Raw genomic sequence first — 12174 nt, 5'->3', positions numbered from 1 at the left:
AAGAGCGGAGGGCTAGCCCTCCCCCCCGGCGCTGAACAGGTCTCCAGCCTTGGGGACTTTGCCCTCTGGCTTGGGGGGCTTTTCCCCAAAACTGGGCACGTTGTTCCCGTAGATCACGTGGGCATCGCAGCGCTCGCGCAGCACGCAGGCGGGGCACTTCGGACGTCCCCAGATACAAACCCGTTGGCCGTGCCTCAGCAAATTGACGTGCAACTCGTACAGAAAGGGCGGGTCCGGCGGCAGCAGCTTGAGGAGCGCTCGGTGAGCCGCCTGCTCGCCCATGCGGGGAATGGTGCCTACCCGGGTGTTGATGCGGTGAACGTGGGTGTCCACCGGAAAGACGGGCCGGGCGTAGTTAAACAGCAGCACCAGCGAGGCGGTCTTGATGCCCACGCCGGGCAAGTCTGTCAGCCACTTCACCGCGTCCTTCACTGGAAGACCGGCCAGAAAGTCCAGATCGTACCCGCCCCGCTGCTCGCGGACCGCCTTCAGCGTGGCCTGAATGCGCGGGGCCTTGCTCTCCGGGTAGTTACTGCGGCGGATGGCGTGGGCCACGGCCCCGGTGGGAGCATCGATAATCTCGTCCCAGCTTCCGAGGGTCAGCAGTTCTTGGTAGGCGGCTTCCTCGTCCTGATGGGTGGTGCGCTGCGACAGGATGGTGCTGATCAGCTCGTGCATGGGCGCACGCCGGGCCACCAGGGGCTTCTCGCCGTATTCTGGGCGCAGGGTGGCGTACATCCAGCGCAGCAGTTCGGCCCGCTCCTCGTCGGTGCGGGCCACATTCAGGAGCTGTTCTTCAGCCACGGCCCGTATCGTCTTCGGCTTCCTCGCGTCCCCCCTCGGCGGGCTGGTCCTTATCGGCGGGATCAATGTTCGGGTCCTGGCCGCGCGCCGCCTCGGGAATAGGATGGCTCTGCCCCTCAGCGGGCGAGGTGTTGGCGGGATCGTAGCCGGTCTTTTGCGTGTCGTCGCTCATGCGCTCAGCCTGCCTGCCGTGGCGGCGAGACAGACGAGACGCAGGTAAAGGGGCGTTTAGAGCTGAAGTAACAAATAAAAAAGCCGCCTCTTCAGGCGGTGATGAAAAAAGAATAGCGCGGGATACAGCCACTGTCAACGTTATGCACTGAAATGCAGACGAAAAGATCAAGGGGCGAAAAGGCTGTCGAGGAGGGCGTCAACCTCATCTTTGCGTGCTGGATCTGAACGTTGTTCTCGCATCATCACGAAGATGGCGAGGCGTTCGAGGCCCCAGGTGAGGACCCGCTTCCCCGGTCGGTGTTGTTCTTGCTGTCTCCAGCCTCCGAGATGAGCGACCAGGCGGAGTTGTCGGTCGTTTAGGGTGGTCCCCAGTTCGAAGAGGAAGGCAGCGACGATCCACGCACAGCCCACCAACACCCGCAGACCTTCGAAGTGCATCAGGCGAACACTTTCCCACTTCAGCACGCCTTTGGTCCAAGCGAAGACGTCCAAGGTAGCCCAACGCTGACGGTAGGCCTGAACCAGACGCGTCGCCAGACGTGCGCGTGCAGCGACGTCATCCTCGGGAAGAGGCAGGTTGCTGAGAAGGACCCAGCCATGCCCCTGCAGGGCTTTGGCTTCCAGGCGGAGGGCGGTACAGATCAGAGGTGAGGGACCCGGAACGTGCACGGTCATGCCGTGCACGTGGACGTTGAGCAACGCGGCGCGGCGCTTGCTTGCTGGATCAAACATGACCCTCTCGGTTGAGAGGGTCGTCAGGCGAGAAGCGCGGTGAAGTTGCTCCGCCAGGGGCAGGGCCGGAAGTCCAATGTCAGCTTGGACCTTACGGTCCAGGTGAGCGGCACGAACAAGAAAAAGCTGCCCTTGCTTGTGGAGAAACCGCAACAGGTCGATGCTGTCAAACCCTCGGTCGAGGACCCAGACCAGTCGTGTCACCCCCTGCTGTGCGAGCGCATCTTTGACCGCGAGTACCGCGGCGCGGTACTCGCTGTTCTTGCTGCGAAATCCTGGTGCAAGGGTGCTGAAGCTCGTCTGATACAGCACGGCCCTCGTTCCATTCGGGGCGATGCCCAAGGCACACAGGGTATGAAAACCGCGGACGGGCGTTCCCTGTAAAGAGCGCACCCGATCCAGATGCTCCAGGTGTTCGCTGTGCGGCTTCCGGAGGTCGGACTCGTCGAGAATCACCAGGACTTCGTCGCTGCCCGCCATCCGGCGGGCACCCATGTCGGTCAGCGCCTCCGTCAGGCGAGCAGGACGAAGGTCCGATCGAGCATTCTGGTTGTGCACCAGGCGACGCAGCCGGCGTTCGGCGTGCTCTATGTTCCAGGGGCACACCGGGCAATCTGTGACAGCCGTAAACCACCTGAGGCAAGGATCCCCTGCACCGTGGTTGAAAAACCCTGGAACAGGCGTCGGTCGCGAAAGAGGGGTTGGAAGGCGTCGAGGTGGCGCATGAACGCGCCGCGGGGCACGTATGGCTTCATTCCTCCAGCTTGCACCACCTCTTCTCGTCCGCTCTCAAATATGCAGACTTTCGTCCGCATCCCAGTGGGTCTCGTCGACTTTCGTTGTATACCGGGTTACCTTTTTTCTACCACCGCCGCACAAGGCGGGTTTTTTATTCTGGTTTTATGGCGCGCCCAGCAGGGTCAGGGCTTCCTGCGCCGTCTCCAGTTCAGTCTGCGCCGTGCGGCCCGGCGCAGCCAGGGGAGTGAGGCGCACCACATCGGCCCAAATCTTCTGGCGAAGCAGGGCTGAGCCCTCCCTCAGCAGGTGAGGCCCGTAACGCAGGGCCGCCGAGAGGGGTAGGTTTGCGTAAGCCGGGTCAGGGCCATGTGAGGACTCCAACTGCAACACCGGATAGGGCCAGTACCCGGGAATCAGCCGCTCGGCCCGCAGATGGTAACCCGCCTCGCGCGCCCAGCTCCGCAGCGGCAGGGGCGAGTCATTGGGTTGCAGCACCAGGGCCGGCGGCACCCGCCCGCCACCCCGGCGCAGGATACCCGCGATGGTCCCCGCGCCCATGCCGGTCACGCTGGCGCTCTCCACCTCTCCTGGGTGCAGAGGCCCGAGCCCGTCGCCCTCCCGCACATCAATTCGGTCCTCCAGTCGGGCGCGATTCACGTTGTGCCGGGCCAGGGCGAGGGGACCAGGGTGAAGTTCCACCACCACGCAGTGCCGGACGCGCCCCTCCCGGATCAGGCGAATGGGGAGGTGGGCGTGGTCTGAGCCGATGTCGGCGTGCGTCTCGACTCGAATCAGGTTCAGCACCGCTTCCAGGCGGGGGTCAAGCGCTGGAGTCGGCACTGTTCTCCCCACGGTCTTCTCCAAGGAAGCTGTTTCCCAGGAAAACCACTGGGTCACCCACCCGGACCACTCCGCCCCTCAGTACCCGCGCGGTCAGACCGCCGTGACCCCGCACTGCGTTGTATCCCCCCTCGCCCAGCGTCTCCTCCATCCGCGAGCAGGGGTGGCATTCGCCCGTGCCCTCCAGCACCACCTCACCCACCTGAAAGCGGGCTGCCTTGAGGGCCAGCAGGGGTACGCCGCTCACCAGCAGGTTGCGGCGAAGGTCCTCCGGGCGCACGCGCTCCAACCCGGTCAACACCGCGATCACGGGCAGGTGTTCGGCCTGCAGCAGCGTGACCTGCCGCTTGCCCGAACCCGGCAGTCGGGTGGAAGCCGGATGGAGCACGCGCCGCCCGTGGTCCCCAATCAGCCCGACGAGAGGATGCACCTCAGCTTCAAGGACGGGCTGCACGGGTGCGCGCCGCGCCTCCCGCAGCCCGATCCAGTCCAGCCGTCCGGCCCGGGGAAAGGTGGCGCGGAGCTCGTGCAGGGTCCTCACGGAGACAAGTTAGCGTGCCGGGCAGCTTCTGCGCCGGTCACGTTCACTCTCCCGAGCCGCAAACCAGCACCCAGCTCTTGTTCGCCTTCTGGTAGCGGTAAAAGGCGTAGGTTTCCAGCATTTTCAGCCCGGGCACCTTCAGCAGGTACGCGGTGCCGCTGATGGTCTCCCCTTCGGCCCGGTAGGTGGGCAGGCTGACCTGACGCTGGAGGGTGTAGCCCTGCGCCTTTTGCAGTGTTCCCACCCACTGCATTTCGGAGGCCTTCAGGGCACCGAGGCCTCCGCCCGAAATCAGGTGCAGTTCTCGGCTCACGCATGAGCGGCTGTATCCGTTCGACTCGGCCAGCCTCTTGAGCTGATCGAAATTGCCCTGCACCACGGGGTCACGGTACATGGCGGGGCCAGACGCGGGCGCGACAGGCTGATACGAGAAGGGAAACTTCACCATCCCTCGACCAGTCACGTAGCTCTGGGTCGGGTTGAGCAGCTGGATATACGTCTGCGCGGCGCTGGCGAACGTGAGGGCGAGCAGGGAAGCAGTCAAGGTCACTTTGAACATGGTGGCTCCTGGAGGGAGAAAGGGGCTTGTATTCGGCGTTTCTCGTGGGAAAGCTGCGGTACGGTCAGTGTGCCCCTCTGCACTTTCCCTGCCTGAACGGACCCGCGCCCCTGCCTGTTCCCCCGGGTTGCATATTCCGCAACGCCCCCACCACTTCTCATCTGCCGCCGACTTGCTACACTGCCGGGCATGAGGCGTCTGACCCGACGTGCGTATAAACCCCGCCGCTGAGGTGGGAGGGTCAGTCACAGCCTGAAATCCAACCCCAAAAGCGGCGCACCTGCAAGTGAGCGAGTGCGCCGCCTTTCCTTTTGGAGACGACATGAATCAGATTCGCCGCAACCTGTCCACCGACGAACAACTCGCCCTCCTCAAACGTGGCGTAGCCGATCTGGTTTCCGAAGATGATCTGCGCCGCAAGATCGAGCGGGGCGCTCCCCTGCGCGTGAAGCTCGGCGCGGACCCGACCCGCCCGGACCTGCACCTCGGGCATGCCGTAATCCTACGCAAGATGCGGCAGTTTCAGGACCTGGGCCACACGGTCATCATGCTGATCGGGGACTTCACTGCCATCATCGGGGACCCCACCGGCAAGAGCAAGACCCGCCCGCCACTGACGCTGGAAGAAACCCGCGCCAATGCCCAGAGCTACCTCGACCAGTGCAAGTTGATCCTGCGTGACGATCCGGAGGTCCTGGAACTGCGCTTCAACGGCGAGTGGCTCGAGCCCATGGGCTACGCCGACGTGATCCGCCTCGCCAGCCGCTACACCGTGGCGCGCATCATGGAACGCGACGACTTTAAGAAACGCTTTGAAAGCGGCACGCCCATCAGCGTCCACGAGCTGCTCTACCCGCTGACCCAGGGCTACGACTCCGTGGCGTTGCGCTCGGACGTGGAGCTCGGCGGCACCGATCAGCTGTTCAACAACCTGGTGGGCCGCGCGCTGCAACGCGACTACGATCAGGAGCCGCAGGTGGTCATGACGCTGCCCCTCCTCGTCGGCCTGGACGGCGTGGAAAAGATGTCCAAGAGCCTGGACAACTACATCGGCCTGACCGACGAGCCTCACCTGATGTTCGCCAAGCTGATGAAGGTGCCTGATCCGCTGATGGAAAACTACTTTACTCTGCTGACGGACCTGCCGCAGGAACGCATCGCAGAGATTCTTGCCGGGCATCCCGTAACCGCCCACCGGGAACTCGCCCGTGAGGTGGTGGGCTGGCTGCACCCGGGGGCCGATCTGGACGCCGCCGAGGAACGCTTCAAGGCCGTGGCGAAGGGCAGCATTCCGGAGAACATCCCCACCGCCACCATTTCCGTCTCCGAGCTCGGAGAGGACGGTCGCGTGAGCCTCGCCCGCCTCGTTGCGCTAACTGGCTTGGAACCCAGCAATGGTGCGGCCCGGAAATTGATTGGGAACCGGGGCCTGAAGCTCAATGGGGAGACCTACACAGATGGGCACGGCAGCCTGAGCCGCGAGGACCTGGGCAAAGAGGGTGGCACGGTCATCCAGAAGGGCAAGGACCGCTTTGTGCGGCTGATCCTGGAGGTCTGAGGCACCCCGGCTGTGGGAGGTCCCTTCCTGCGTCGTTGTGGGAGGGCCGAGCTTCGCGGAGAGCAGAAAGTTATCCACATTTGGGCTGTGGAAAAACACGCTCCCTGTGGATAAAAAAGCTTCGCCTCCTTTTATACGTAGAGAGGCGAAGCTAGAATAAAGAGGGAGTGAGGATTTAAACCCTGTCGCTCATGTCCTCTTCACGCAACCGCTCGACACGGAGCATGTTGGTGGTGCCGCGGACGCCGAATGGGACGCCCGCCGTGATCACGTAACGGTCTCCGGTGTCTGCCAGGCCGCTCTTCTTCAGCTCATCGTTGGCAATGCGCACCATGTCGTCGGTGTCGTAGGGGTCCTCGCTGAGCTTGGGTACCACGCCCCAAGACAGGGCGAGCTGGTTGCGCGTCTGCTCGTTGGGCGTCAGGGCCAGAATGGCCAGCGCGGGACGGTTCTTGGCGATGCGCGCCGCAGCGCCCCCCGTGCTCGTGAAGGTCACGATGACGGAGGCTTCGAGCTTCTCGCCGATGGAACACGCTGCGAAGGCGATGGCGTCTTGCGCCAGTTCGGTGTCCACAACCACCTGGCGCTGCACAAGGGCGTAGTGCTCGCTCGACTCAGCCTCACGGGCGATGCGGTCCATCATGGCGACGGACTCGACGGGGTACTGGCCCGCCGCCGACTCGGCCGAGAGCATCACGGCGTCGGTACCGTCGTAGATGGCGTTCGCCACGTCCGACGCCTCGGCTCGGGTGGGGCGAGGCAGGTTGATCATGCTTTCGAGCATCTGGGTGGCCGTGATCACGGGCTTGCCCTGCTCGCGGCACAGGCGAATCAGACGCTTCTGGATGGTGGGCACCTGCTCGGGGCGCATCTCGACGCCCAGGTCGCCTCGCGCCACCATGATGCCGTCCACTTCCTTGAGGATGTCTTCGAAGCGGTCCACGGCCTGCGGCTTCTCGATCTTCGCCATCAGCTTGGCGCGCGAGCCGAAGCGGGCCATGTAATGCCGCGCGAGCAGCAGGTCGTCCCGCGAGCGCACGAACGAGAGGGCCACCCAGTCCACGCCGAGCTCGGCTCCGAAACGCAGGTCTTGCACGTCCTTTTCGGACAGCGCAGGCACTGAGAGGTCGGCCTCGGGCACATTGATGCCCTTGTTGTTCTTCAGCACGCCGCCGATCACCACGGTGGTGTGCACGTCGTTGCCGCGCACCTGGTCCACCTTGAGGCTCATGTTGCCGTCGTCCAGCAACAGGATCATACCGGGGTGGACGTCCTGCGCGAGGCCCTTGTAGGTGCTGCCCACACGCTCGGCGGTGCCCTCGACGTCGTCCATGGTGATGGTGAACTTCTGTCCGCGCTCCAGCGTGACTGCGCCGTCCACAAAGCGGGCCACCCGGATCTTGGGACCCTGGAGGTCTTGCAGGATACCGATGCTCACGCCCTTGCGGGCCGCGATTTCGCGCACCATCTGGTAGGTCTGACGGTGGTCCTCGTGGTCCCCGTGACTGAAGTTCATGCGGACCACATTCAGCCCCGCGTCGATCATCCTCTCCAACACCTGCGGATCACGGCTCGCGGGGCCAATGGTGGCGACAATTTTGGTTGACCTGTCAAAATGTTTCATGTTTTTGGAACTCCTTCCAAAAGTCGCCAGCGGCCAGTCGCCAGCAAACCGGTTTTCATCTGGTGACTGGCGACTGGCCGCTGGCGACCCCTTACCTCAGCGCCTTGCGCCCCAGGTACACGGCCTGGCTGCCAAGCTGGTCTTCGATTCGCAGCAGCTGGTTGTACTTGGCGATGCGGTCCGAGCGGCTGGCGCTGCCGGTCTTAATCTGCCCGGCGTTGGTGGCAACGGCGAGGTCCGCGATAAAGGCGTCCTCAGACTCGCCTGAGCGGTGGCTGATCACCGTGCCGTAGCGGCTGCGCTTGGCGAGTTCGATGGCGTCCATCGATTCGGTCAGGCTGCCGATCTGGTTGACCTTCACCAGAATCGCGTTGCCCACGCCCGTATCGATGCCGCGCGCGAGGCGCTCGGGATTGGTCACAAACAGGTCGTCGCCCACAAGCTGCACCTTGTCCCCGATACGCTCGGTCAGCATCCGCCAGCCGTCCCAGTCGTCTTCGGCCAGGCCGTCCTCAATGCTGAGGATCGGGTAGCGGCTCGCCCAGTCGGCCCAGAAGTCCACCATCTCGGCGGTACTCAGGGTGCGGCCCTCGCTTTCCAGATGGTACTGGCCGTCCTTGTAAAGCTCGGTGACAGCGGGGTCCAGGGCGATCACGATGTCCTTGCCCGCCTCGTAGCCGGCCTTTTCAATGGCTTCGAGCAGCACTTCGAGGGCTTCTTCGTTGCTCTTGAGATCCGGTGCGAAGCCGCCCTCGTCGCCCACGTTGGTGTTGTAGCCGCGGCCCGAGAGGACCTTTTTCAGCGAGTGAAAGGTCTCGGCCCCGTAACGCAGCGCCTCGCGGAAGGTGGGAGCACCCACGGGCATCACCATGAATTCCTGAAAGTCCACGGAGTTGTCAGCGTGGGCACCACCGTTGATCACGTTCATCATGGGTACGGGCAGCGTCTTGGCATTGCTGCCGCCGAGGTACCGGTACAGGGGCAGACCCAGTTCGCTGGCCGCCGCGCGGGCCGTCGCCAAACTGACCGCCAGGATCGCGTTGCCGCCCATCTTGCCCTTGTTGGGGGTGCCGTCCACGGCCATCAACGCCGCGTCGATGCTCGCCTGCTCGGAGGCGTCCAGGCCCACCACGGCAGGACCGAGGGCCTCGTTCACGTTCTGAACGGCCTTCAACACGCCCTTACCGAGGTAGCGGGTTCCGCCGTCGCGCAGTTCCAGGGCCTCGTGGGTGCCGGTGCTGGCCCCACTGGGCACGATGGCGCGGCCCGAGAAGCCGGTGTCGAGATGCACCTCGGCCTCCACCGTAGGATTTCCACGCGAGTCCAGCACTTCCCGGGCGATCACTTTCTCGATGTTCATGCGCTTGCCTCCCTGCTTTCGGCGGGCCCGTCTGGGAACCGGCCGTCCTCACCAATCTTGTGGGCTTGACTCACCCTCGGCGGCCCTCCAGCGGTGGCGGGTGCTGAGGTGTACCGCAGACACTATAAGCATCTCCCCGGCAGGTCAGTGCCACCTGTTCAGCCCGGCCGCCACTGCCGCAAGCTCCAGATGCCCAATTTCAGGGCCTGCTGCCTGAGAAAGCCCAGGCCAGAATCTGCCATGAGCAACGCATGCCCCGTGCGGGCTCTGGCTGGCCCTTTAAACCCGCAGCGTGACCATGACGGCCATGTAACCCCCGCCCCCGCTCGCGCGGAAGATAGCGGGGCTGGTGGAGCCCGAGAAAAGGAGTTCGGCGTCTCCCTCAATGGGTGAGAGGGCGTCAAGCACGTGCCGGGCGTTGAAGGCGAGGCTGATGGCAGGTTCGCTGCCTCCCTGCACCACGTCCAACGTATCCTGCGCCCGCCCATAGTCACCCTCGGCGGCGAGCAGCAGTTTGCCTCCCGACACCATGAACTCCACCCGGTTGTTGGCATTTTTGTCGGCGAGTACGGCGACGCGGTTCACGGCTTCCTTCAACGCCGTGGCGGGCAGCGTGACCTGGAGCTTGATCTCCTTGGGGATCACGCGCTCGTAATCGGGGAAATCGCCTTCCAGCAGCTTGAGGTTCATGCGGACGCGCTCGGTGGTCACGCTCAGCGTGCCCTCGCCGTAGGTGAAGCGGGCCTCGCCCTCGCGCAGCACGCGGATCAGTTCGTCGGCGCTGCGGGCGGGCACGATGAGGTTCCTGCCGTCGCCACTCGCCGGAAAGTCGCGGATCGCCACCCGGTAGCCGTCGGACGCCACCACGCGGGCGAAATCGGCGCGGTGTTCGAGCTTGATTCCCCGGAATACGGCCTGAAAAGCTTCGTTGCTCGCGGCGTAACGGACGCTGCCCAGCGCACGGGCAAGTTCGGCGGCGTCCAGGCTCACGTCGGCGTGACTCGGGAACGAGAGCGGCGGATAAGCTTCCAGGTCCCCGGTCTGGAGTTTGAAATCAGACCCACCGGCACGAACGGCCAATTCATTGCCAGTCAGTTCCAGCTCAACGAGTTCGCCGCCCAGGCTCTTGACGATCTGCGCGAGCAGGTGGGCCGGCACGACGAAGCTTTGGGGCTCCTGCACCTCCGCAGGTACGAAGCACGACAGGTCGATTTCGAGGTTGGTGCCGCTGAGGGTCAGTCCTGCCTCACTGGCCTCCACCTTCAGGGCGGTGAGAAGGGGATTGCTGCTGCGGCTGGGAATAACCCGTTCGAGCAGACCAAGCCCTTCGCTGAGAATTTTCTTGGTGACGTGCGCTCTCATGTTTCCCTTTCTGGACTTTCCGGGTTCGTCCCTATCTTTTACCTGTATCTAAATACTTAAAAAAGATAGTAGTAGTAGTAGTAGGGCCTGTGGAAACTGTGGATAAGTGGCCTCAGGCTGCGCCAGGAGCCAAAAAGTTATCCACAATCCCCCTGTGGATAAGTGGCAAAACCTGTGGATAACCTGTGGATAACTCCCCTACTTATCCACAGGGCATTTTGCCTGTGGATAACCCCCCGAGTTATCCACAAAGTTATCCACAGAAAATGACGAGTTATCCACAGATTTTTGAGGTTATCCACAAGGTTATCCACAGATCGTGAAACTCTGCACATCAATTTGGAACGATTTTTGGAACTTATTCTGCTGTTGGGAGAAAAAAGAGTGAGATTATGCATCTTTTTCCTCACCTTCCACATATTTGAGCTGATCACGAAGGGCGTCTACGGCTGCTGCCAACTCGGCATCTCTGCCCAAGGCTTCCGTCACTTTGGACACCGCGTGCATCACCGTTGAGTGGTCTCGCCCGAAAAACTGGCCGATCTCGGGCAGTGAATGCGCGGTCAATTCGCGGATCAGGTACATCGCCACCTGCCGGGGCACCACCACGTCCCGGGCACGTCCTGATCCGCGAATCATCTCGGCGGACATGCCGTATTGCGCCGCCGTGGCCCGCAGCACGTCGATCATTTCCACCTTGACTTCCTGCGAGGCGAACACGTTGCTCAGCGCCTTGGACGCTGCCGAGCGCGAGAAGGCCACGTTGTTCAGGCTGGCGAAGGCCACCACCCGCATCAGCGCACCCTCCAGCTCCCGGATGTTGCTCGTGACCTGCCGGGCGATCAGTTCCAGTACGTCCTGAGGAATGTCGATGCGGTTGTGCTCGGCGTTCATCTTCAGGATTGCGACCCGCGTCTCGAACTCGGGGGACTGGATATCGGTAATCAGCCCCCACTCGAAGCGGCTGCGGAGGCGGCCTTCGAGCGTCTGGATGTCCTTGGGGGGACGATCCGAACTCAGGATGATCTGCTTGTGGTTCTCGTACAAGGCGTTGAAGGTATGGAAGAACTCTTCTTGCGTCCGCTCCTTGCCCGCGAGGAACTGAATGTCGTCCACAAGCAGCAGGTCCACCGAGCGGTAGCGGTTTCTGAATTGCGTCATCTTGTCGTCGCGGATCGCGTTGATCAGGTCGTTGGTAAAGGACTCGGTGGAGACGTACTCGATGCGCTTGCCGGGGAACCGCTCGGCGATGTAATGCCCCACGGCGTGCATCAGGTGCGTCTTGCCCAGGCCCACGTCTCCGTAGATAAAGAGCGGGTTGTACGCCTTGCCGGGGGACTCGGCGACCGCGAGCGCCGCCGCGTGCGCGAGGTTGTTGTTCGGCCCCACCACGAAGTTCTCAAAGGTGTACTTGGGGTTGAGGGTCTGGCGGTTCTCGGTAGGAGCCATGGCAGGCGGGGCGCTGGCGTTGGAGGGGGAAGGGCGGCCCAGCGGCGTGGGTGGAGGCGGCGGGTCCTGAGCCAGGATCATGGCCTCCTGTACCGCCGGCAAAACCTGAAAACTAACCTGCGGATTCTGCGCTCCCAGACTTCGCAGTGCGTCTTCGAGCAGTTCGAGATAATGCTTGCGGAACCACTCCTGGGCGAAGGAATTGCGCACGCCCAGCACGAGCGCGCCGTCCTGCACCCCCAGATTCTTGACCGGCGCGAACCAGGTGTGGTACTCGACTTCCGAGATGTTTTTGCGGACGTACCCCAGCACGTCCGCCCAGATTTCCTGCGTGATAACGCGCACCTCCCCTGCTTGCGGCCCCCCGCTGGTCCTGCTTCCCGGCTGGCCCTGTTCGTGCCGGGCCAGCATAGCACCGGCTCCTCTCTCCCCC

The 12174-nt window shown here is 63.3% G+C and carries 11 protein-coding genes; 1 reads left to right on the top strand and 10 read right to left on the bottom strand.

The genetic code is table 11. The features are described from left to right. Positions 1-12: 12 nt before the first annotated feature. From B9A95_RS13275 to B9A95_RS13250, 6 genes are all read right to left on the bottom strand, one after another. On the bottom strand, positions 13-804 hold the full coding sequence (locus tag B9A95_RS13275; RefSeq protein ID WP_245808303.1) for a monofunctional DNA glycosylase: 792 nt from the start codon (positions 802-804) through the stop codon (positions 13-15). Then, a complete protein-coding gene (locus B9A95_RS13270; RefSeq protein ID WP_084047762.1) occupies positions 797-976 on the bottom strand; it encodes a hypothetical protein in 180 nt (59 codons plus the stop codon). The genes B9A95_RS13275 and B9A95_RS13270 overlap by 8 nt, the downstream gene beginning before the upstream one ends. Positions 977-1143: 167 nt before the next feature. Beyond that, complete coding sequence (locus B9A95_RS13265) at positions 1144-2316, bottom strand: hypothetical protein (RefSeq protein WP_139806779.1); 1173 nt, start codon at positions 2314-2316, stop codon at positions 1144-1146. 294 nt (positions 2317-2610) lie between these two features. Further along, a complete protein-coding gene (locus B9A95_RS13260; protein ID WP_084047760.1) occupies positions 2611-3288 on the bottom strand; it encodes a tRNA (adenine(22)-N(1))-methyltransferase TrmK in 678 nt (225 codons plus the stop codon). Then, positions 3269-3829, bottom strand: a complete 561-nt coding sequence (locus tag B9A95_RS13255; protein ID WP_084047759.1) for an MOSC domain-containing protein — start codon at positions 3827-3829, stop codon at positions 3269-3271. The genes B9A95_RS13260 and B9A95_RS13255 overlap by 20 nt, the downstream gene beginning before the upstream one ends. A gap of 43 nt (positions 3830-3872) precedes the next feature. Beyond that, positions 3873-4388, bottom strand: a complete 516-nt coding sequence (locus B9A95_RS13250) for a hypothetical protein (protein ID WP_084047758.1) — start codon at positions 4386-4388, stop codon at positions 3873-3875. Positions 4389-4710: 322 nt separating this feature from the next. Between B9A95_RS13250 and tyrS the strand changes: the two genes are divergently transcribed. Next, the gene (tyrS, locus tag B9A95_RS13245) at positions 4711-5946 is read left to right on the top strand and encodes a tyrosine--tRNA ligase (RefSeq protein WP_084047757.1); all 1236 of its coding nucleotides are present in this window, start codon (positions 4711-4713) and stop codon (positions 5944-5946) included. 175 nt (positions 5947-6121) lie between these two features. Here the strand turns inward: tyrS and pyk are convergent, their stop codons facing one another. The 4 genes from pyk to dnaA form a co-directional block, all read right to left on the bottom strand. Then, positions 6122-7570 carry a pyruvate kinase gene (gene pyk / locus B9A95_RS13240; RefSeq protein ID WP_084047756.1) on the bottom strand — a complete coding sequence of 483 codons (1449 nt, stop codon included), beginning with the start codon at positions 7568-7570 and terminating at the stop codon, positions 6122-6124. A 91-nt stretch (positions 7571-7661) separates the two neighbouring features. After that, entirely contained in the window at positions 7662-8930 is a 1269-nt protein-coding gene (eno, locus tag B9A95_RS13235; protein WP_084047755.1) for a phosphopyruvate hydratase, read from the bottom strand. A gap of 279 nt (positions 8931-9209) precedes the next feature. Further along, a complete protein-coding gene (gene dnaN, locus B9A95_RS13230; protein ID WP_084047754.1) occupies positions 9210-10292 on the bottom strand; it encodes a DNA polymerase III subunit beta in 1083 nt (360 codons plus the stop codon). Positions 10293-10682: 390 nt separating this feature from the next. Next, the gene (dnaA, locus tag B9A95_RS13225) at positions 10683-12053 is read right to left on the bottom strand and encodes a chromosomal replication initiator protein DnaA (protein ID WP_425429973.1); all 1371 of its coding nucleotides are present in this window, start codon (positions 12051-12053) and stop codon (positions 10683-10685) included. Between the last annotated feature and the right edge of the window lie 121 nt (positions 12054-12174).

This window comes from Deinococcus hopiensis KR-140 (genome assembly GCF_900176165.1).
Taxonomy (GTDB): domain Bacteria; phylum Deinococcota; class Deinococci; order Deinococcales; family Deinococcaceae; genus Deinococcus; species Deinococcus hopiensis.
This window is presented reverse-complemented; position numbering and strand designations above follow the sequence as displayed.

Bases quoted from the DNA above. Each gene is read 5' to 3' on its own strand.
- B9A95_RS13270 (WP_084047762.1), bottom strand. From the start codon at position 976: ATGAGCGACGACACGCAAAAGACCGGCTACGATCCCGCCAACACCTCG.
- B9A95_RS13250 (WP_084047758.1), bottom strand. From the start codon at position 4,388: ATGTTCAAAGTGACCTTGACTGCTTCCCTGCTCGCCCTCACGTTCGCC.
- tyrS (WP_084047757.1), top strand. From the start codon at position 4,711: ATGAATCAGATTCGCCGCAACCTGTCCACCGACGAACAACTCGCCCTC.
- pyk (WP_084047756.1), bottom strand. From the start codon at position 7,570: ATGAAACATTTTGACAGGTCAACCAAAATTGTCGCCACCATTGGCCCC.
- eno (WP_084047755.1), bottom strand. From the start codon at position 8,930: ATGAACATCGAGAAAGTGATCGCCCGGGAAGTGCTGGACTCGCGTGGA.
- dnaN (WP_084047754.1), bottom strand. From the start codon at position 10,292: ATGAGAGCGCACGTCACCAAGAAAATTCTCAGCGAAGGGCTTGGTCTG.